The sequence below is a fragment of the Sphingomonas pollutisoli genome (genome assembly GCF_029167165.1).
Classification (GTDB): Bacteria; Pseudomonadota; Alphaproteobacteria; order Sphingomonadales; family Sphingomonadaceae; genus Sphingomonas; species Sphingomonas pollutisoli.
The window spans coordinates 128,955-150,800 of the sequence record NZ_JARFNJ010000003.1 but is presented as its reverse complement, the minus strand read 5'-3'; the positions used below and the strand labels follow the sequence as shown (position 1 = coordinate 150,800).

The following is a 21,846-nucleotide window of genomic DNA, read 5'->3' as shown; positions in this document are numbered from 1 at the left end:
CCCGTCGCGCGCCCGATCAGAGCGTGCCCTCGGCGAGCATTTCGCGGGTGCGCTTCAGCGTGGAGAGCAGGGCGGCCTTATAGCCCTGATCGCTGTCGAACTGGGCCTGTTCGGCCTGTTCCTCAGGGCCGTTCGGCATCTTGTCGCGCAGCCCGAGGTAGCAATAGAAGGTGAGGTGAAGCGCGCCCGCCGCGTCCTCGGTCAGGGCGTTGATGATCGCGCCTTCGCGCGGGCCGCTCGCCTGGAAGAAGGTGACCTTGCGCCCCGGTTCGAGCGTGATGATCTCGCGCAGATCCGCGCCTGCGATGGTGGCTTCGCGGACGAAGTGGGTCCGGCTTTCCTCGGTCACGTCGCAGCGGGTGCACAGGCCCGGCGGCAGGAAGAGCCGGGCGTCGCGCGCCTTGCGTTCGAGGCCTTTCCAGATCTGATCGCGGGTCAGCCTGGGCTCGCCGTGCGGGTTCACGGGGACGGTCGCGGTCGAATAGATCATGTCGATGGTCCTTTTCATTCGGGATCGGATGATGGCGGCTCAGCCGGCGGTCTGCCGGACATAGTCGCGGTACGAGCGCAGCGGCCGGCCGAGCATCGCGGTGAGCCGGTCGGCATCGCCCGGCTCGGGGAGCATGCCGTCGCTCAGGAAGCGCTCGGCCATCAGGCGCATGTCGAACGCCATCCAGCCCGGCATGAACTGGCGCAGGCTCTGCTCGAAGGCGGCGGTGTCGTCGCCGGAATAGGCGATCGTGCGGCCGAGAACCTCGCTCCAGACGGCGGCAGCGCCCGCGCCGGTCAGCGTGTCCGGCCCGACCAGGTTGATGCGATCGAGCGGCAGCGGCGAGGCCGACCGTTCGCGGCGGATCAGCGCGAGCGCGGCGATCTCTCCGACGTCGCGCGCGTCGATCATCGCGAGGCCGCGCGCCCCGATCGGCATCGGATAGATGCCATAGCCGGTGACCACGTCCTTGATCGTGAGCTCATTGTCCATGAAATAGGCCGGGCGCAGGATGGTGGCGCCCATGGCCATCCGCTCGATCATCCGCTCGACGCCGAACTTGCCCGCGAAATGGGGCACGTTGACGTAGAGATCGCTGTGGATCACCGAGAGATAGACGATCCGCTCGATTCCCGCCTCGCGCGCGACGTTGAGCGCGATCAGCGCCTGGGTGTATTCGTCGGCGACGACGGCGTTCAGCAGGAACAGCGTGGACACGCCGGCCATGGCGGCGCGTACCGAGTCCACGTCGAGCAGATCGCCCTGGACGACATCGACGCCGGCGGCGAAGCCGGCCTTGGCGGGATCACGGACGAGCGCGCGCACATCGGCGCCGCGGTTGACGAGCTGTTCGACGACGTTGCGCCCGACAGTGCCGGTCGCGCCGGTTACGAGAATGGTCATGAAGGTCACTCCTTGAGAGGGTCGTTCAGGTTTGGGCCGGTTGGCTTGCCCCCAAATTAGAGATCCACAATCGTGCCGGTAGCCGGTAGATTTGGACGTACCGTCTCACAGGTGGAACATATGGACCTTCTCGCCCTCGCCGATTTCAACCTCGTCGCCCGTCATGGCGGGTTCGGAAAAGCCTCCCGGGCGGCCGGGCGCCCCAAGGCGACGCTGTCCCGCCGTGTCGCGGACCTGGAGGCCGGCCTCGACCTCCGCCTGTTCGAGCGCGGCGCGCGCGCGCTCAAGCTGACCGAGGAAGGGCGCGCGCTGTTCGAGCGGACGGCCCAGTTGCTGAGCGAACTCGACGAGACGGCGGCGGCGATCGCCTCGGGCGGACACAGTCCGCGCGGGCGCCTGCGGATCAGCGCGCCGCTGCTCTTCTCGCAGACCGCGATGGGGAAGCTGGCAGCGGGCTTCGCGCTGAAATATCCCGAGGTTCGGCTCGAGGTCACGACCGAGGACCGCCCGGTCGACATGATCGAGGAGGCGTATGACCTCGTGATCCGGGTGAACCCGGAGCCCGATGCCGGTCTGGTGGGGCGAATCTTCCTGCGCGACCGGCTCGTCGTGGTGGCAGGCCCCGGCCTCGTGCCGCAGGCGGATGGTGCGCCCGTCCCGGCGGTGGTGCGCGGGGCCGCCGAACCGGTCGGCGCCTGGGACATCACGACCGCGACGGGCCGCGCGAAGATCGCCGTCCGTCCGGTTCTGAGCCTGTCGTCGCTCGTGATGGTGCGCGATGCGGTGCGGACGGGATTGGGCGTCGGCCGCCTCCCGATATCGCTCGTCAGCCATGATCTCGCGGAGGGCAGGCTGGTGCATCTCGGCGACGCCGATGCGCGGGAGATCGCGCTGTGGGCGCTCTATCCGACACGCCGCCTGCTGAGCGCGCGCGTGTCGGCGTTCCTCGACTATCTGAAGGACGCGTTCCCGCATGGGACGCCCGACGAGCTCGCCGCCTATCTTCGGCAGTAGCGGCCGTTTTTCACGGCCTGCCCCGCATCAGCGCGCGGGCCGCGCCGGCTGTCAGATCGCCCTGAAGGGATATGGTACGCGCGCCTTGCGGATCGGGTTGAGATCGAGCGAGCGCGTGATCGGGGGCAGCGAGCGATCGGTGCAATCGGTGCGCTCGCAGAGGTGACAGGCCGGCCCGATCCGGGTCACGCCCGCCGAAGCGTCGCCGTAGCCGATGCGCGCGGCGTGCTTCGCCTCGCAGCCCAGCACGATCACCGCCGGCTCGCGTCCCTCGCCGCGCATCACCGCGCGCGCCCACGTGAAATAGGAGGCGCCGTCCGGCATCTCGACCCGGTCGGTGACGGTCTCGCCAAGCCGGCGGAAGGCGCGGTGGACACGCCAGCGCGGACACCCGCCACCGAAGCGCGCGAGCGGCATCGTCTCGCCCGAGAAGCGCTTGGCGACGTTGCCCGCCGTGTCGAGCTTGAGCAGGAACAACGGCACGCCGCGCGCGCCCGGTCGGTCGAGCGTCGTCAGCCGATGCGCGGCCTGCTCGTACGAGACGCCGAACCGCGCGCTCAGCAGGTCCATATCGTAACGGCTCGCCTCGGCGGCGGCATGGAAGCGGCCATAGGGCATCACGATCGCCGCAGCGGCGTAGCTGGTCAGCGTCTGTTGCGCCAAACCGCGCGTCTCGGCGTCGGGCGCGTCGGCGGCGGCGGTCGCGGCGGCGAGCGGCCCGGAGAGATCCTCGATCGCGAGCCGGCTCGCGATCTCGAACAGCCGGTCCGAAGCCGACAGCGTCTCGGCGAGCATCAGGCGGCGGCGGTGATAGTCGTAATGCCGGATCGCATCGCCCAGCACCTCGCGCCCGACGATCCGCACCGCGACGCCATGATCGTCGCGCAACCGCCGCGCCATCGCCTCGCGCATGGCATCGGGATCGTCCCCCAGCGCGGCTGAGATCGTCTCGGCCGCCGCATCGAGGTCCGCGAAGTGATTGCGCCGCGCGTCGAGCCAGTCGCGCAGCCAGGCGAGCGGTGACGCGACGCGCGTGCCGGCCAGCCCCGCCGATTCGACGCGTTCGGGCATCTGCCGCAAGTCGGCGAGCGCGCGGTAGAGCCGCGTCATCGCCTCCGCGACGCCCGGATAATTTTCGGCGACCTCGAGCACCTCCTGCCGGGGCACACCGATGTCGCGGACCAGCGCGTCGGCGAAAATCTCGTGCAGGTCGCTCGACGACGCCTCGTTCGCCGCCGCGACGAAGCCGCGCATGTCGATGTCATAGGTATCGGCGAGGCGGAGCAGCATCTGCGCGGTGAACGGCCGCTGGTTGCGTTCGAGATGGTTGAGATAGCTCGGAGAGACGCCGAGTTCCTCGGCCATCTGCGTCTGGTTGAGGCCGAGGTCGCGGCGCAGCAGCCGCAAACGCGGGCCGAGATAGAGCTTGCGGTCGCCTGCCGGTGCCATGAGCATTTCTGTCATGGTGTGACAAAGAATTCAAGTCACGCTTTGTCTCGCCGTCACTCTGCGTCCTTCATCGCGCCCGCCGAGCGGGGCATGACACGGTCAACAACCCGCGAGGACGCTCATGACCTACCAAAGCCTTATCACCGACACCCGCCGCATCATCGCCGCCAACGGATCGGGCTGGGAGGGCATTTCGGGCGAGGCGGTCGCGCGGATGCGGCTCCAGAACCGCTTCCGGACCGGGTTGGATATCGCGCGCCATACCGCGCGGATCATGCGCGACGACATGGCCGCGTATGACGCGGACCCGGCGCGCTACACCCAGTCGCTCGGATGCTGGCACGGCTTCATCGGCCAGCAGAAGCTGATCGCGATCAAGAAGCATTTCGGCTCGACGCGCGGCAAGTATCTGTACCTGTCGGGATGGATGGTCGCGGCGCTGCGGTCCGACTTCGGCCCCTTGCCGGACCAGTCGATGCACGAGAAGACCAGCGTTCCCGCGCTGATCGAGGAACTCTACACCTTCCTCAAGCAAGCCGACGCGCGCGAACTGGGGCTGCTGTTCCGCGATCTCGACGCCGCGCGCGATGCCGGCGACGCGGCGAAGGCGGCCGAGATCACCGCGAAGATCGACGGTTTCGAGACGCATGTCGTGCCGATCATCGCCGATATCGACGCAGGCTTCGGCAATGCCGAGGCGACCTATCTGCTCGCGCGCAAGATGATCGAGGCGGGCGCCTGCGCGCTCCAGATCGAGAATCAGGTCTCCGACGAGAAGCAATGCGGGCATCAGGACGGCAAGGTCACGGTGCCGCACGAGGACTTCCTCGCCAAGATCCGCGCCTGCCGGTACGCCTTCCTCGAACTCGGCGTCGAGGACGGCATCATCGTCGCGCGCACCGACTCGCTCGGCGCGGGGCTCACCAAGCAGATCGCCTTCTCGAAGGAAGCGGGCGATATCGGCGATCAGTATAACGCGTTCCTCGATTGCGAGGAGGTGACCGATGTCACCACCTTACGCGGCGACGTGGTGATCGAACGCGACGGCAAGCTGATGCGGCCGAAGCGGCTGCCCTCGAACCTGTTCCAGTTCAAGGCCGGGACCGGCGCCGACCGCTGCGTGCTCGATTGCATCACCAGCCTCCAGAACGGCGCCGACCTGCTGTGGATCGAGACCGAGAAGCCGCATATCGAGCAGATCGCCTCGATGGTCGATCGCATCCGCGCGGTCGTGCCCGACGCCAAGCTGGTCTATAACAACTCGCCCTCGTTCAACTGGACGCTCAACTTCCGCCAGCAGGTGTATGATGCCTGGGCCGAGGAGGGCCGCGACGTCTCGGCCTATGAGCGCGCGGCGTTGATGAGCGTGATCTACGACGGCACCGATCTCGCGCACGAAGCCGACGAGCGCATCCGCACCTTCCAGAAGGATGCGAGCGCGCGGGCGGGCATCTTCCACCATCTCATCACGCTGCCGACGTATCACACCGCGGCCTTGTCCACCGACAATCTCGCGAGGGACTATTTCGGCGCGGCGGGGATGCTCGGCTATGTCGCGGGCGTGCAGCGCAAGGAAATCCGCGAGGGGATCGCGTGCGTCAAGCACCAGAACATGTCCGGCTCGGACATCGGCGACGACCACAAGGAATATTTCGCGGGCGAGGCGGCGCTGAAGGCCGGCGGCGCGCACAATACGATGAACCAGTTCGCGGCGTGATCGCGACGCGATCACGCCCGGCCGGCGGCGGCGAAGCCGCCGTCCGACGACGCGGCTTCGCCGCGGCGCGCCCCAAAAGGAGAAGAGACATGACCACCGAAACCATCACCCCCGCACCGGCCCGCGCCCGCGCGATCTTCTCGACCGAGGATTTCCAGTTGCTCAAGACGGCGGTGATGACGCACCTGCAACGGCCAGAGGTTCAGGACAGCCCGGAGTCGGTCAAATACAGCAATCTCTACCATCGGCTCGGGCGCCTCTGATGCTGGCGCAGATGTGGGATCGCGCCGGCCTGTCGGTCGATCCGCGCCTCGCGCGCTTCATCGAGGAGCGGGTTCTTCCCGGCACGGCGATCGCGGCCGAAGCGTTCTGGCAAGGCGTGGCGGAGATCTTCGCGCGCTTCACGCCCGAAAACCGCGCCTTGCTGGCCGAGCGGGACGCGCTTCAGGCGGCGATCGATGCGCGCTACGAGTCCGGCGCGCCGGCGGACGCGGTGTTCCTGCGGTCGATCGGCTATCTCCGCCCGGAACCCGCCCCCTTCGCGATCGCGCCCGGCCCGGTCGATGTCGAAGTGACGATGGCCGGGCCGCAACTGGTCGTGCCGGTCCTCAACGCGCGCTTCCTGCTCAACGCCGCCAATGCGCGCTGGGGGAGCCTGTATGATGCGCTCTACGGCACCGATGCGATCGGTGCCGTTCCGACAGCGGGCGCATATGACACGACGCGCGGTGCGGCGGTGATCGCCTGGGCCAAGGCGTTCCTCGACGATGCCGTGCCGCTGGCCGACGGCCCATGGGGCGCGTGGCGCGGCGGCGCGCCGGTCCTCGCCGATCCGGGCCAGTTGGTCGCGCGCCGTGGCGAAACCCTGCTGCTGCGCCACAACGGCCTGCATATCGAGGTGGTGATCGACCGTAGCCACCCGATCGGCGCGAGCGACCCGGCGGGGATCGCCGACGTCATTCTCGAATCCGCGCTCACCACGATCTGCGATTTCGAGGATTCGATCGCGGCGGTCGATGCCGAGGACAAGGTCGCCGCTTATGCCAATTGGCTCGGCCTGATGCGTGGAGATCTCGAGGCGCGCTTCGCCAAAGGCGAGCGGACGCTCACGCGCCGCCTCGCTGACGATCGCCATTACACCACGCCCGACGGCGGCACGCTGGTCCTGCCGGGCCGCAGCCTGTTGTTCGTGCGCAACGTCGGCCATCTGATGACCACGCCGGCGCTGCGCCTGCGTGACGGTGGCGAGGCGCCCGAAGGCATTCTCGACGCGATCGTGACCAGCCTGATCGCGCTGCACGACCTGAAGCGCCCCGCCGCGCGGCGGAACAGCCGCGCCGGATCGATCTACATCGTCAAGCCGAAGATGCACGGCCCCGACGAAGCCGCCTTCACCAACCGGCTGTTCGACGCGGTCGAGGATCTGCTCGGCCTGCCGCGCCACACCATCAAGGTCGGCGTGATGGACGAGGAGCGCCGCACCAGCGCCAATCTCGCCGCGTGCATCCATGCGGTGAAGGACCGGATCGTGTTCATCAACACCGGCTTCCTCGATCGCACCGGCGACGAGATCCACACCGCGATGCGGGCCGGGCCGATGGTGCGCAAGGGCGAGATGAAGGCGACCGACTGGATCAACGCCTATGAGGATCGCAACGTCCAGATCGGCCTCGTCTGCGGTTTCGCCGGGCGCGCGCAGATCGGCAAGGGCATGTGGGCCGCGCCCGACCGCATGGCCGACATGCTGCGCGACAAGATCGCGCATCCGCTGAGCAGCGCGAACACCGCCTGGGTGCCGAGCCCGACCGCCGCGACGCTCCACGCCACGCAATATCACCGCATCGATGTCGCCGCACGCCAGGCGCAGCGCACCGGTGAACCCGTCGCCGCGCTGTCGGCGCTGCTCACCCCGCCGCTCGCGGTCGGCCGCACCTGGCGCCCGGACGAAATCCGCGAGGAACTCGACAACAACGCCCAGGGAATCCTCGGATATGTCGTGCGCTGGGTCGATCAGGGGGTCGGCTGCTCCAAGGTGCCCGACATCCACGACGTCGGCCTGATGGAAGATCGTGCGACGCTGCGGATCTCGGCGCAGCATATGGCGAACTGGCTGCTCCACGGCGTCGCCACGCTTGAGGATGTCGAGGGTGCGCTCGTCCGCATGGCGGCCAAGGTCGATGTGCAGAATGCCGGCGACCCGCTCTACACACCGTTGACGCGCGCGGGCGAACCGTCCGCCGCGTTTCTGGCGGCGCGAAGCCTCATTCTGGAGGGAGCGGCGCAGCCAAACGGCTATACGGAGCCGCTGCTGCACGTCTGGCGAGCCCGCATCAAAGCGGCGGCGTAGCGGCCCTGCGGTGCCCGGGGGTCGCATCGGCGCGCGGCATGTGCGCTTGCGGCGTCCGTCGGCATCGATACCGCCCGCGCTGATCGCGCATGCGCGACGATGTCGCCCGGCTGGGCCATAAGGCGCCGCCATGTTTCGGATCCTGCGCGAACCACGCGTCGAGCCGGGGATGAACGGCAGATCGACCTGTTCCTGGCACTTGGTGGCGGATGGGAAGGATGATCCCATCGGGATGCGCGGCACCGCCCCTTCACTCGAGCACCGCCGTCGCGGACGCGCCATGGTCGAACCGGTCGCGCGCGGCCCTGAACGCCGGGGCGTTGTCGATGATCCACGTCCAAAGCGGTATCATCCCGACGAGCAAGCCCCGCCCCAGAAGCGTCAGCGTGTAATCCACCCGAGGCGGAACCTCACCATGGTCGCGGCGGACGATCAGGCCGTCGCGTTCCAGGTGACGCAGGGACCGGGTCAACATGCGCTGCGTGACACCTTCCAGCCGCCTCGCCAGCTCCGCGTGGCGCAACGTGCCCGAGACGCCGAGAGCGTGGACGATGCCCAGCGACCAACGGTTGCCGGCATGGGCCAGCACGTTCCGCTTCAGCCCGTCATCGTGGTAGCTCAGCGCGTCGCAGGCCGCCTGCGAGCGGGCGATCACCTCGTCGAAATCGAAATCATCGAGCAGTATCACGCGTGTACCTTCTTCTGCATCCGGGCCGTGCATCGCATCTTGCCATCAGGATCATAAGGAGCGCCAGATGCCGGAAACCAAGACCTTTGCCGCCACCACGCTCGTCATCGGCGCGGGAGAATTGGGGCTCGCCGTCATCGCCGGCTTGCTGGAGCGGAACCCGGAAAGCGCCCGATCGACCAGCGTCCTGCTCCGTCCACCCGCCGCGGAAGGCAAGGTAGGCCGCCAGTTGCGCGACAAGGGACTTCAGATCGTTCACGGCGACCTCGCGACGGAAACGGTGGACGGTCTCGCCGCGATCTTTGCGGGGTTCGACACGGTCATCTGCTGCACCGGGTTCGTCGGCGGGCCCGGCACGCAGCGCAAGATCACCACGGCAGTCTTGCAAGCCGGGGTGGAACGCTATGTGCCGTGGCAGTTCGGCGTCGATTACGATGTGGTCGGGCGCGGCAGCGGCCAGGACGTCTTCGACGAGCAATCGGACGTCCGCGACATGCTGCGCGGGCAATCCGCCACGCAATGGGTTGTCGTCTCGACGGGCATGTTCACCAGTTTCCTGTTCGAGCCAGCCTTCGGCCTGGTCGATCTGGAACGCGCCCAGGTTCATGCGCTCGGCAGTTGGGACAATCGCCTGACCGTGACCACCGCCGAGGATATCGGGAGGCTCACCGCCATCATCCTCGCGCATCAACCGCGCATCCGGAACGAGGTGGTGTACGTCGCCGGGGATACATTCTCCTATGCCCGGCTTGCCGACATGGTGGCAGACCACCTCGGCCGCGACGTGGAGCGAGTGCTTTGGGACATGGATCGCCTACGGTCCGAAGCCGCCGCGCACCCCGACGACGGAATGCGGAAGTATCGTCTTGCCTTCGCGCGCGGCACGGGCGTCGCGTGGGACAAGGCGGGTACGTTCAACGCCGCGCGGGGCATCGACGTGACCGACGTGCCGACATGGCTCCGGCGGAACCATGTTGCTAGGGGAACACCTCTTATAGTGTCGCGAGGCGACAGGACGGCGGCCCGCGTCAAAAATGGGCGAGATAGCCGCCATCGACGGCGAGCACCTGCCCGGTGACGTACGACGAAGCCGGCGAGGCGAAAAAGAGCACGGCGCCGACGATTTCCTCGGGGCGACCCCAGCGCCCGAGCGCGGTACGACGCGCGAGATGCTCGGCCACGGCGGGGTTCGCGACCATTGCCGCGTTCGCGTGCGTCGCGAAAAAGCCCGGCGCGACGGCGTTGACGGTGATCTGGCGCGACCCGAGTTCGGCGGCGAGCGCTCTGGTGAGCGCATCGAGGCCGCCTTTGGTCATGGTGTAAGCGGCGTCGCCCGCGCGGGCGATCTGGCCGGCGATCGACGTCACGTTGATGATGCGCCCGCCCGCCGGCATGCTGGCGGCAAGACCGCGCGCGAGATCGAACGGCGCGACCAGGTTGATGTCGACGAGCTTACGCACCGCGTCGCGGTCGAGCTCGGCGAGTGGCCTTCGATCGCGATCTCCCGCGGCGTTGACCAATATGTCGACGGACTCGCACGCCGCCAGCAGGTTCGCCGCCGCGTCCGCCTCGCGAAGATCGGCGATGACGATCCGGGCCGAACCGCCGGCGGTCGCGATCTCCCGCTCCAGCCCGGCGAGCCGATCGGCATTCCGGCCGTGGAGGAGGACGTGGGCACCTGCCGCCGCGAGCGCCTTCGCGATTTCCCGGCCGAGGCCACCGCTCGCACCGGTGACGAGGGCGGTCTTACCGTCGAGCTGAATCATCACGCCTCCGCTTTGGCTCATCGAGCCGATTGAGGACGAGGTGCATGGCCGCGCCGGGAGAAGGCCGCAACACGTCCATACCGGTTTGGCTGGACTATCGGTTGGGAGCGGTGACCGCCGCGCCGCCGCAGTTCGTCGAACCTCCAGCCGGCGCTTGTGCGCGCGACAGTGGCGCGATCAAGGTCGGCGCGGCGCGGATGAAACGATCGAGCACGCCGTCTCCCACACGGATCGCGCCCTGCGGACGGGTGGCGCCTTCGATCGTCCGCAACGCTTCCGCCCGGCTGGCGTAGCTGGCCGCCTCGGCGAAGCGCGTGCATGCCGCCGGCATGGCGGCATTGGCCGCGATCAAGCCTTTCGCCGTGGCCTGGAGCGCTTCGCCCCATAGGCCGAGCGCATCGAGCCACGGCGCGCTCTGCGCGAGGAAGCCGGCGTCGTGGACGCCGGCTCGGATCGTCGCCGGCGCGGCGATCATGCGCGCCGCCGTCGCGCCGAGGGCGGCGAGCATGGCGGTGCGGTCGGCTGGGCTGCCGTCCGCCAAAGCGTCCGTCACGCCGTCCAGCAGTCGTTTGAGCGCGGGCGCCTGCGACTGCCACGGCTGGCTGTGAAAGGTCGGCGCGAGATGTTCGAGATCGAACAACAGCAGCAGCGCCTCGGTCGTCGGCCCGTCCCGCGACGCGAGTTCGGCGGCGGCCGCGCGCCACGCGCGATCGGCATCATAGTCGCGATCGTTCCAGGCGAAAGCGGCGCTGCCGGTGATCGCGACGCGGCTGGGTGCTTCCTGGTTCATCGGATTGGCGAGGATGCCGTTCAATTGCTCGGCCAATTGCGGCTCGCGGCCTATGTAGGGGGCGAGCAGCAGCCGCCCCGCCGTTTCCGCATAATCGTTGACCGGGTAATTGTCCCAAAGGACGGTCTTGCGGCCGAAGGCGGTGGCGGCGGCTTTCGCGTCGCGGATCGAAACCGACGGCGGCACGACGTCGGTACCGGTCCACTGCACCAGCACGCGCGGGTCGATCGCGCGGAGCGCGGCCTTGTACGGCGTTTCCTTCGTGTCGGAATATTCGGTCGGCACGATCATCAGCCGCGCGGCATTCCCGTCCCGCGCGGCCAGCCAGGTCAGGATGGTGTTGATGAAGGCGGCCTGCGCGCGCCCCGCCGCCGCCGCGCCCGGTTCGCCGAGCGTCGTGCGGTCACGCTCGCAATTCCACTTGGTGTAATCGATGTCATCGAACGCGATGTAGAAGGATCGCACGCCGATCGCCCGGAATGCCGCGAACTTGCGTTCGAGCGCCGCGATGTCGGCTGGATCGGAGTAACAGACCGACGGCCCCGGCGAGATCGCATAGGTGAAGCGCACATGGTACCGCCTCGCCTGATCGGCGAGCGCCCTCAGCGCTTCGAAGGTCGCTCGCGGATACGGATCGCGCCAGCGATCGCGGGCGAACGGATCGTCTTTTGGGCTATAGACGTAAGTGTTCGCCTTCACGCCGCCGAGGAACGCGAGGTGCGCCATGCGGTCGGTCATCGACCAGGGCGCACCATAGAAGCCCTCGATCGTGCCACGCACCGCCATGCGCGGGCGATCGGACAGCGTCAGCCCCGGCAGCGTTCCGCGCGCGGCGATCTGCCGGAGCGATTGTGCCGCGTAATATAGGCCATCCGCGTCTTGGCCGGCGAGAACGATCAGCGGCCCGCCGCCCACCGTCGTGCTGACGAGCGCATAGCCTTCGGGTGACTCGGGAGCGGCGCCACCGGCTTGCGCCAACGCGCGCGCGACGAGGGGATCGGAACCGAGCCCCAACACCACGCGCGTCGTGCCGGCGCGCGCTGGGCGTTTCGTGACCACGACGCGGCGCACGCCGACCTTGTCGAGCGCGGCGCGCACCAGATGAAGCGTCTCCGCGTCGATGCCGTCCGGCGCGGCGATGGTGGCAGTGTCGCCGAGGTCGAGCGCCGCTCCCGTCAGCCGCATCGTCTCCGGCTGCGGTACGACGATCGGCATGGTGGTGACCGGCCGCGCGCCGACCGTCACGGAAAGCGCGGCGGCGAGCGCCGTCTGGATCAGCGGGAGAGGCAAGGACCATCCTTTCGAGACACTGGCGGTTCGATCGTCATACCTAACCGACCGTCCGCCAAATTAAATAAAAATGATTGTTTAATTTGCCCGCCCGCGTACGAAGCCGCGCGTGACGTAAATCGCAAACGACGGAACAAGGAAGACGGATGAAGCGGATCGCGGGTGTCGAATTGGGCGGCACCAAATGCATCGTCGTGCTCGCGAACGGGGACGACCGGATCGCGGAACAGCATGTGATCCCGACGCTCGATCCCGCGACGACGCTCGCCGCCATAATCGAAACGCTCGATCGCTGGTGGGGTGACGGTCGGTTCGACGCGCTCGGCATCGCGTCATTCGGTCCGCTGGACCTCGACATCAGCTCGCCCGCTTATGGCACCATCACCTCGACGGCCAAGCCCGGGTGGCGTGACACGCCGATCGTCGCGCCGCTGGCGGCGCGCTATGCGGTGCCCGTCGCGTTCGACACCGACGTCAACGGCGCGGCCTTTGCCGAACGGCGCTGGGGCGCCGGGCAGGGGCTCGATGATCTTGCCTATGTCACGGTCGGCACCGGCGTCGGCGTGGGCCTGATCGTCAACGGTCAGGCGACGCGGGGCCTCGGGCATTGCGAGGCGGGGCACATGCGGGTCGCCCGGCTGGCCGGCGATCATTGGCGAGGCGCATGCCCCTATCATGGCGACTGCGTGGAGGGGCTTGCCGCCGGGCCGGCGATCGCGGCGCGTCTCGGGCGTGACGGTGCCTCGGTGCCGGACGACGATCCGGTCTGGGACACGGTCGTCGAGGCGGTGGCGCAGATGCTCCAGGCGCTGGTGTCGATCGCCGGGCCACGACGCATCTTGATCGGCGGCGGCGTCATGGCGTCGCGACCGCTCCTCATCGAACGCATCGAGGCGCGCGTACGGGCCTTGGTCGGGCGCTATCTCGCGCTGCCCGCCGAGCGGTTCGTGCGTTCGCCCGGCCTCGGCGCGGAGGCTGGGCCGCTCGGGCCGATCGCACTCGCGCTGGCAATGGCGGAGCGGGACCGAACCAGCGCGATCGACACGCACGCGTCACCACTCCCCAACTTTAATTAAAAGAAATTGTAAAACTTATCTTGTGAAGGGATTCCGTTTCGGCATAAGAGCGTCGCACGCGGTGATCGAACGCTCACGGAGCCTGAACACGCCGCACGAAAAAACGGGGAGAGTTCTCATGCGGCAGGTGACGACGACGATTTTCCGGGCTGCGCTGGCGGCATCGACGATGCTTGCGACGCCCGCTTTCGCCCAGGTGAGCAGCGCGCCCGGCCCGGTTCAGGGCGGCGAGGCACCGGTCTCCCAGCCCGCACCGGCGACCTTGAGCCCCAGCGCGCCCACGGGAGCGCCGGCACCGCAGGGCGACGTGGTCGTCACCGGCTCGCGCATCACGTCGAGCGGCTTCACCGCGCCCACCCCGACCCAGGTGCTGAACCGCGACGCGATCATCAAGAACGCGCAGCCCAACATCTTCACCACCGTCGCGCAATTGCCCTCGCTTCAGGGCAGCACCGGAACGACCGTCGGCGCGAACGGCACCTCGACCGGCGTGCAGGGGCTGAGCACGCTCAGCCTGCGCGGATTGCAGCCGATCCGCACGCTGACCCTGCTCGATGGCCAGCGCATCGTCGGCGCGAACGTGACCGGTGTCGCCGACGTCAGCCTGTTCCCGCAACTGCTGATCGACCGGGTCGACGTGGTGACAGGCGGCGCTTCCGCGTCGTACGGCTCGGACGCGGTCGGCGGTGTGGTCAACTTCGTGACCAACACGCGCTTTCAGGGGTTCCGCGCCAACGTGCAGGGCGGCATCACCACTTATGGCGACGACGGCAATTACACGTTCCAGGCCGCCGCTGGTAAAGCGCTGCTCAATGATCGCCTGCACCTGATCGGCAGCGCGGAATACAGCCATGAGGACGGGATCGGCAGCGCCGGGTTCGGCGTGGGGTCCGATCCGAACGGTAGCGGCCCGAACGGGCGCAAATGGCTGGTCGCGCGCAACCTCATCAACCGCGGCATCACCAACGACGGGCGGCCGCAATATCTCGACCGCAATTTCACCCAGTCCTACCAGGCCTCGCTCTACGGTCTGATCACGTCGGGGCCGTTGCAGGGCACTGCCTTCGATGCGGCCGGCAATCCCTATCAGTTTCAATACGGCTCGAACGGCGTCCCGCTGAAGAACGCGGCCGGCACGGTGCAGGGCTGTTACAACGGCCTGTGCGAAGGCGGCGATCGCTCCGGCAACGTCACCAACGGCAACAGCCTGCAATCGGCGCTGACCCGCATCAACGGCTATGGCCGGGTCGGTTTCGATATCGATTCCGACAACGAAGTCTATGCGACCGTCAACATCGCCCAGGTGGGGACGAGCAACATCCCGAACCCCGGCTCGGCGCAGTTCGGCAATCTGACGATGCAATGCTCGAACCCGTTCGTGCCGGCGTCGATCCAGGCGGCATGCACGGCGAACGGGATCACCAGCTTCGGCTACGGCGTCGATAACGCGATCTTCCCGGAATTCGTGACGGTGCACACCAACCGCAACCAATACCGCTTCGTCGGCGGCGCGAAGGGGCGTTTCCAGGCGTTCGGCACGAGCTGGCGCTATGACGCCTACGGCGAGCACGGCACCGAAATCACCGACATCCACGTCTACAACATCCCGCTGATGCCGCGTTACAATGCGGCGATCCAGGCGGTGCGCGGCGCCAACGGCGTGATCACCTGCGCCAATCCGGTCGCCGTCGCCAGCGGCTGCGTGCCGATCAACATCTTCGGCGGCCAGACGCCGAGCGCCGCCGCGCTCGAATATGTCGAACCCTCCGCCGGCCCGTCGCAGCACACCCGCCAGACGCAGGACGTGGCGAGCTTCTCCGTCAACGGTGATCCGTTGCGGCTGCCGGCCGGCCCGCTGTCGGTGGCGTTCGGCGGCGAATATCGCCACGAATTCTACGAGGTGAAGGGCGACCCCTACGGCAATGGCGTAACCGCGACCAACCAGAACACCAGCGCCTATCCGGCAGACCCGCTGCTCAACCCGCTCGGCAACAATTGGTATGCCGGCAATTATCATGACGGACGCGGCGCCTATACCGTTTACGAAGGCTTCCTGGAACTCAACGCGCCGCTGTTCGACAGCGCGGCGATCGGCAAGGCCAACCTCGACATCGCGGGGCGCGGCACGCACTACAGCACGTCGGGCACGGTCTACACGTGGAAGATCGGCGGCACGTGGACGACGCCGCTCGACGGCATCCGTCTGCGCGCGGTCACATCACGCGACATCCGCGCGCCCAACCTCAGCGAACTCTATGCCGCGCCGGTCACCAGCAACCGCACGGGCACGGTCGATCCGTTCAACAACCGCACCATCACCGTGTTGCAGACGACGGCGGGCAACCCGAACCTGAAGCCGGAAATCGCGCGCAACACCGAAGTCGGCATCGTGCTGTCGCGACCGTCCTGGGCACGCAACCTCAACCTGTCGTTCGATTACTATCGGATCAGCCTGAAGGGCGCGATCGCGGCGCTCGACGCGCAGACGCAGATCAACCTGTGCTATGCGGGCGTCAGCTTCACCTGCGGCACGTTCAACCTGAGCGATCCGAACAACGCCTCGGTCACGGTGCAGTCGTTCAACCTCGCGTCGATCTTCACGGACGGGTTCGACATCGAGGGCAGCTATCAGTTCCCGCTCGATGGCGTGGGCCTGCCGGGCAAGATCTCGTTGCGCGGCCTCGCGACGCACGTGAAGAACTTCGTCACCAATCGCGGCCTGCCGGGTACGATCCCGATCCAAGGGGCCGGCGTCAATCTCGGCGCGGGCGCCACCCCGCGCTGGAAGGTGCTCGCCAGCGAGGATTGGAGCACCGACGATGTGAGCTTCACGCTCCAGCAGCGCTGGTTCAGCGCGGGCGTGCTGGCCAACGAATATGTCGTCTGCTCGACCGATTGCCCGGTCTCGACCGTCAACAACCCAACGATCGACCGCAATCGCCTCGCGGGCGCGCTCTACGTCGATATCAGCGCGTCCTACAGGTTCGCCAAGGGCCTGCAGGCCTATGTCAAGGTGGACAACCTGTTCAACAAGGATGCCGCGACCGTGCCGAGCGACATCACCAACCCCGGCCTGTACGACGTGATCGGCCGCATGTACCGGTTCGGCGTTCGCGCCAACTTCTGATCGGCCCCCCCCGAACTGGCCCGGCGCGACCTTCCCGGTCGCGCCGGGCTGTCTTTTGTTCAGCGACGTCGATGAGGAAAAGCCGATGTTCCCGATCCTGCTGATCGCCGCCGATGCGCCGTCCGCCGCCACCCCCGCGATCGAGCAGACGATCCGCACGATGACGATGGAGGAGAAGGCCAAGCAGCTCGGCAGCAGCGCACCCGCTCTGCCCAAGGCTGGCTTGCCGGGCTATGATTATTGGAGCGAGGGGCTGCACGGCCTTGCGCGCAATGGCATCGCCACGGTGTTCCCGCAGGCGATCGGGCTTGCCGCGAGCTGGGACGCGGCGCTGGTGCACCAGATCGGCGACGTCATCTCGACCGAGGCGCGCGCCAAGTACAACGCCTTGCCGCGCGGTGCCGACCGACGGCGTTTCGCGGGGCTGCATCTGTGGTCGCCCAATGTGAACATCTTCCGCGATCCGCGCTGGGGGCGCGGACAAGAGACGTATGGCGAAGATCCGTACCTGACCGGGACGCTCGGCGTGGCGTTCGTCACCGGCGTCCAGGGTCCAGACGTCGCGCATCCCAAGGCCATCGCTACTCCGAAGCATTTCGCCGCGCATTCGGGGCCGGAGGCGGGGCGCAACAGCTTCGATGTCGATGTGTCGCCGCGCGACATGGCCGAAACCTACACGCCCGCCTTCCGCATGGCGCTGACGCAAGGGCGCGCGCTGTCGACGATGTGCGCCTACAATGCGCTGCACGGCACGCCCGCCTGCGCCTCGACCGCGCTGCTGACCGATCGCGCGCGTGGCGACTGGAAGTTCCGCGGGCTGATCGTGTCCGATTGCGACGCGGTCGGGTACATCACGACGTTCCACAATTATCGTCTCGATATGCCATCGGCGGCGGCGGCGGCGCTGAGCGCCGGGACCGATCTCGATTGCGGCCCGAGCTACGATGCGCTGCCCGCCGCGGTGCGGGATGGGCTGATCCCGGAGACGTCGCTCGATACGTCGCTGCGGCGCGTGTTCGCCTCGCGCGCCGCGCTCGGCATCGCGTTCGGGCAGCGGAGCCCGTGGGATCGCATCGCGCCGAGTGAAAACGACTCGGCCGCCCACCGCGCGCTCGCGCTCAGGGCGGCGGAGGAATCGCTGGTGTTGCTCACCAACAAGGATCGGCTGCCGCTGAAGCCCGGTACGCGGATCGCGGTGATCGGGCCGAACGCGGATTCGCTCGACGTACTCGAGGCCAATTATCACGGCACCGCCGCGGCGCCGGTGACGCCGCTCGAGGGCATCCGCGCGCGCTTCGGCGCGGAGCGGGTGCGCTATGCGCAAGGTGGCGTGCTGGCGGAGGGCGTTCCCGTGCCGGTGCCCGAGACCGCCCTGTCCGCGAATGGCGCGCCGGGCCTGCGCGGCGAATATTTTCGCGGTACCGACATGGCCGGCGCACCTGTGCTGCGCCGGCAGGATCGCAAGATCGACTTCGATTGGGATCGCGCGCCGCCGGCTGCGGGACTCGCCGAGGACACATATGCGGTGCGCTGGACCGGCCAACTGACGCCGCCCGCGCCGGGACGATATCGCCTGCGGCTCGACGTGCCGCGCTGCTTCGATTGCGATGGGCACGATCCCGCGCGCGTGTGGATCGACGGCAAGCCGCTGATCACCGACGACGGCAGCGATGAGCATGTCGAAGCCGACATCGATTTCATGGACGCGCGCCCCCGCGACATCCGCATCGACTATATCCATCAAAGCGAGGACGGCGGCATCGGTTTGCGCTGGGTCGCACCCGGCGCGGCGCAGCAGGCCGAGGCACTCGCCGCGACGCGCGATGCCGACGTCATCGTCGCCTTCGTCGGCCTGTCGCCGACGCTGGAGGGCGAGGCGTTGCGGCTGGACGTGCCCGGCTTCGTGGGCGGGGACCGCACCGCGATCGAACTGCCCGAGCCGCAACGCCGCATGCTGGCGGCGCTTTCGACCACCGGCAAGCCGCTGGTCGTGGTGTATATGACGGGTTCCGCGATCGCCGACCCGTGGAGCAAGCAGAACGCCGACGCGGTGGTGAACGCATGGTATCCCGGCCAGTCGGGCGGGACGGCGATCGCGCGCATGCTCGCGGGCGACGTCAATCCGGGCGGCAGGCTGCCGGTGACATTCTATGCCGCGACCCGCGATATGCCGGCCTATATCGATTACAGCATGAAGAACCGGACGTACCGTTTCTTCACCGGCGCGCCGCTCTATCCGTTCGGCCACGGGCTGAGCTACACCCGCTTCGCCTACGCGCCCGTCTCCCCCGCGGCGGTGAGCATCGCCGCCGGCGAGCCGCTCGTCACCAGCGTGCGGGTGGAGAATGCCGGCAAGATGTCGGGCGACGAGGTCGTCCAGGCGTATCTCGTACCGACGGCGGCCCCCGAGAAGGGGCGGACAACCCCTGAATTGCAGCGTCAGCTCGTCGGCTTCGCGCGCGTCTCGCTGAAGCCGGGCGAGCGGCGGACGGTGCGCCTGACGATCGATCCGCGCAGCCTCAGCCTGGTCGAACACGACGGCACGCGCGCGATCGTCCCGGGCGGATATCGCCTGTTCGTGGCGGGCGGCCAGCCCGGCGACGCCGCCGGTGTGTGGAGCGACATCACGATCACGGGCGCGCGCACCGTTCTGCCGAACTGATCGCGCGCCACCCCGTTCATGCGTCGGGGGCGATGGTGAAATCGGCCGCGCCGCGTGGGTCGGCGATCTCGAAGCGGACGGTCTCGGTGGCCGGATCGGCGGTCGCGATGATCTGCTTGCCCGCGCCGGTTACCCGCGCGCCGCCATGCCAACCGTGAACGACGACCGCGACCCGCCGCCACCACGGCCGATACGCACCGTCACGCGCATCGAAGCTCAGGCGTAGTCCCGCCGGCCCCTGCGCGCAGCGCAGGTGCTGGCGCAGGAAGCCGCGGCGTGTGAACGCCATCGAGTGGCCATCGTCGGCGTACAGCTCGCCGGTGCAGTCGGCGCCGGGATAGACATGCAGTTCGAGCGGGCCGGCGGGCGTTTCCGATAGGCTTTGCACGAGCGGCTGGCGCGGCAGAATGGTGCCCGCGCGCACGAACACCGGCAAGGAGTCGAGCCGGGGCGTTTGCATCAGCAGCGTCGCATCGCCGTCCCGCGCATCGGTGGAGGGCCGGCCCGTGACACGCCGCCCGCTCCACAGATCGAACCAGCCGCCGGCGGGGAGGCACACGTCATAGGCTTGCGGCGACTCCATCTTGGCGGGGGGCGCCACCAGCAGCGATCGGCCGACGGTGAACGTCATCGCCTGGTCGCAGCTTCGCGCGGTCAGCAGCCCCGGATAATCGCAAAATACCGGCCGCATGATCGGGTCGCCGGTGCGGGCGTTCGCATCCGCCAGCGCGTAGAAATACGGCATCAGCCGGTAGCGTTCCTCGACGAAGCGGCGCCGGATCGCGAGATGTTCGGGGCCATCGACCCACGGTTCGGTGCGCGGCTTGCCCTTGTCGCTATGGTCGCGGAAGATCGGCGTGAACGCGCCGATCTCGAACCAGCGGGTCAGCAGATCGGCGCTCGGCCCGCCGGTGAAGCCGCCGACATCGGCGCCCGCATATGCGAACCCCGACAGGCCGAGGTTGATGAGCTGATGGACCGACAGCCGCAGATGATCCCAGGTCGAGCTGTTGTCGCCGGTCCACGTCACCGCGTAGCGCTGGCCGCCGGCATAGCTCGCCCGCGTCATCACGAACGGGCGTTCGTCGGGACGGAGCGCGCGCAGGCCCTCGAAGGTCGCGCGGGTGTTCTGCATGCCGAATATGTTGTGGATCTCGGCATGGGTCGCGTCGCGCGGCGCGAAATCGTCGCTGGCGACGCGGTGCAGTGTGTCGAGCGGCATCGTCTTGGTTGGCGTGTCGAACACCGCCGGTTCGTTCATGTCGTTCCAGAAGCCGGCGATGCCGTCGGCCGCGAACGGCCGGTACAGCCCGCCCCACCAGTCCCGTGCGCGCTTGTCGGTGAAATCGGGGAAGACGGCCGGGCCGGGCCATACCGGGCCGACGAAGGTCGTCCCGTCGGGATTGCGGACGAAGTGCTTGCCGGCGACGCCGCTGTCATATGGCGCATATCCCTCGCCCGGTGCGGCGGCGATATGAAGATCGGTGATCGCCACCAGCTTGATGCCTTCGCCGCCGAGATCGCGCGTGAGGCCGGCGAGATCGGGGAAGGTCTGGCGATTGACCGTGAAGGGACGGTTGCGGTCCTGGAAATCGATGTCGAGCCACATCGCGTCGGTCGGCACATGCTCCGATCGCAGCCGTGCGGCGACCTGCCGGACCTCGTCGGCGGTCATGTAGCCGAAGCGCGATTGCTGATAGCCGAACGACCAGCGCGGCGGCAGCGGCGCGCGGCCGGTAAGATCGGTATAGCGGCGCACCACCTCGGCGGTGGAAGGGCCGGCGATCAGGTAATAGTCGATCGGGCCGTCGGGTGCGCCCATCGTGATCCGGTCGGGATCGACATGGCCGAAATCGAAGAAGGCGCGGTAGCTGTTGTCGAGCAGCATGCCGTAGCTTCCGCCGGGGCCGCCCGCGCCGATGAAGAACGGGATCGACTTGTAGATCGGATCGCGCGTGCTGGAGAAGGCGACATCGGTATTCCAGTCGACATAGGTCTGGCCGCGCCGGTCGAGATCGGCACCGGTCTTGTCGCCGAGCGCGAAGATATGCTCGCTTTGCGGCAACGCCTTGCGCAGCGTGAAGGCTGTGCCCGCGATCGAGACCGGATCGATTGCGTCGGCGGAGATGATCCCGCCGGCGAGATCGGCGACGATCAGCCGCCCGCCCGCGACACGCACGCTGAGCTGCCGGGTGGTGAAGCCGTCCACGCGCGGCAGGACCGCGACGCGGTGGCGGCGAACGTCGGACGGGACCGCCCAGCTCGCATCTTCCGGCAGGGTGCCGGTAGGGGCGATGCGGACGCGCAGGATCTGGTCCGTCAGCGCGGTTACCCGCCACAGCATCGCCCCATCGCGCACGACGATGCCGTCGCGGGCGGCGGCGATCACGGGCGCGGCGGCGATGCCCGCGTGCCGCTCGGGCGCCGCGGCCGCGACGTTCGCGGACAAGACGGCGAGGGATGCTGCCCCGAACACCGTGCGATATCGAAGCATTGGGCCTCTCCTGCTCGATTAAATAAATTCATC

At 68.1% G+C, this 21,846-nt stretch carries 15 protein-coding genes; 8 read left to right on the top strand and 7 right to left on the bottom strand.

Annotated features, from left to right (window positions below):
• Positions 1-16 precede the first annotated feature (16 nt).
• Positions 17-490 (bottom strand): SRPBCC family protein, encoded by a 474-nt coding sequence (locus PX554_RS07140; RefSeq protein WP_093223132.1) that lies wholly within the window; start codon positions 488-490, stop codon positions 17-19.
• A gap of 39 nt (positions 491-529) precedes the next feature.
• Positions 530-1,393: an SDR family oxidoreductase gene (locus PX554_RS07135; RefSeq protein ID WP_275500222.1), complete on the bottom strand. Its 864-nt coding sequence runs from the start codon at positions 1,391-1,393 to the stop codon at positions 530-532.
• Positions 1,394-1,513: 120 nt separating this feature from the next.
• On the opposite strand from PX554_RS07135, the gene PX554_RS07130 reads away from it, so the two are divergent.
• Entirely contained in the window at positions 1,514-2,407 is an 894-nt protein-coding gene (locus tag PX554_RS07130) for a LysR family transcriptional regulator (RefSeq protein ID WP_275500220.1), read from the top strand.
• Positions 2,408-2,458: 51 nt separating this feature from the next.
• Here PX554_RS07130 and PX554_RS07125 read toward each other — a convergent pair whose 3' ends face one another.
• A complete protein-coding gene (locus PX554_RS07125; protein WP_275500219.1) occupies positions 2,459-3,856 on the bottom strand; it encodes a helix-turn-helix domain-containing protein in 1,398 nt (465 codons plus the stop codon).
• A gap of 121 nt (positions 3,857-3,977) precedes the next feature.
• On the opposite strand from PX554_RS07125, the gene PX554_RS07120 reads away from it, so the two are divergent.
• From PX554_RS07120 to PX554_RS07110, 3 genes are all read left to right on the top strand, one after another.
• A complete protein-coding gene (locus tag PX554_RS07120) occupies positions 3,978-5,573 on the top strand; it encodes an isocitrate lyase (RefSeq protein ID WP_275500217.1) in 1,596 nt (531 codons plus the stop codon).
• A gap of 89 nt (positions 5,574-5,662) precedes the next feature.
• On the top strand, positions 5,663-5,836 hold the full coding sequence (locus PX554_RS07115) for a hypothetical protein (RefSeq protein WP_275500214.1): 174 nt from the start codon (positions 5,663-5,665) through the stop codon (positions 5,834-5,836).
• Positions 5,836-7,920: a malate synthase G gene (locus PX554_RS07110; RefSeq protein WP_275500212.1), complete on the top strand. Its 2,085-nt coding sequence runs from the start codon at positions 5,836-5,838 to the stop codon at positions 7,918-7,920. The genes PX554_RS07115 and PX554_RS07110 overlap by 1 nt, the downstream gene beginning before the upstream one ends.
• Before the next feature lie 250 nt (positions 7,921-8,170).
• On the opposite strand, the gene PX554_RS07105 is transcribed toward PX554_RS07110, so the two are convergent.
• On the bottom strand, positions 8,171-8,608 hold the full coding sequence (locus PX554_RS07105) for a winged helix-turn-helix transcriptional regulator (protein ID WP_275500210.1): 438 nt from the start codon (positions 8,606-8,608) through the stop codon (positions 8,171-8,173).
• A 67-nt stretch (positions 8,609-8,675) separates the two neighbouring features.
• On the opposite strand from PX554_RS07105, the gene PX554_RS07100 reads away from it, so the two are divergent.
• Positions 8,676-9,686: an aromatic alcohol reductase gene (locus PX554_RS07100; protein ID WP_275500208.1), complete on the top strand. Its 1,011-nt coding sequence runs from the start codon at positions 8,676-8,678 to the stop codon at positions 9,684-9,686.
• Here PX554_RS07100 and PX554_RS07095 read toward each other — a convergent pair.
• The gene (locus PX554_RS07095) at positions 9,637-10,374 is read right to left on the bottom strand and encodes an SDR family oxidoreductase (RefSeq protein ID WP_275500205.1); all 738 of its coding nucleotides are present in this window, start codon (positions 10,372-10,374) and stop codon (positions 9,637-9,639) included. The two genes, PX554_RS07100 and PX554_RS07095, sit on opposite strands and share 50 nt — an antisense overlap.
• 94 nt (positions 10,375-10,468) lie before the next feature.
• Positions 10,469-12,454: a glycoside hydrolase family 84 protein gene (locus PX554_RS07090; protein ID WP_275500203.1), complete on the bottom strand. Its 1,986-nt coding sequence runs from the start codon at positions 12,452-12,454 to the stop codon at positions 10,469-10,471.
• 146 nt (positions 12,455-12,600) lie between these two features.
• On the opposite strand from PX554_RS07090, the gene PX554_RS07085 reads away from it, so the two are divergent.
• From PX554_RS07085 to PX554_RS07075, 3 genes are all read left to right on the top strand, one after another.
• Positions 12,601-13,530 (top strand): ROK family protein, encoded by a 930-nt coding sequence (locus PX554_RS07085; RefSeq protein ID WP_093223146.1) that lies wholly within the window; start codon positions 12,601-12,603, stop codon positions 13,528-13,530.
• Between the two features lie 118 nt (positions 13,531-13,648).
• Positions 13,649-16,657 (top strand): TonB-dependent receptor plug domain-containing protein, encoded by a 3,009-nt coding sequence (locus tag PX554_RS07080; protein WP_275500195.1) that lies wholly within the window; start codon positions 13,649-13,651, stop codon positions 16,655-16,657.
• Between the two features lie 85 nt (positions 16,658-16,742).
• Entirely contained in the window at positions 16,743-19,319 is a 2,577-nt protein-coding gene (locus PX554_RS07075; protein ID WP_275500192.1) for a glycoside hydrolase family 3 C-terminal domain-containing protein, read from the top strand.
• A gap of 16 nt (positions 19,320-19,335) precedes the next feature.
• Here the strand turns inward: PX554_RS07075 and PX554_RS07070 are convergent, their stop codons facing one another.
• Positions 19,336-21,813: a glycoside hydrolase family 31 protein gene (locus PX554_RS07070; protein WP_275500190.1), complete on the bottom strand. Its 2,478-nt coding sequence runs from the start codon at positions 21,811-21,813 to the stop codon at positions 19,336-19,338.
• Positions 21,814-21,846: the final 33 nt, after the last annotated feature.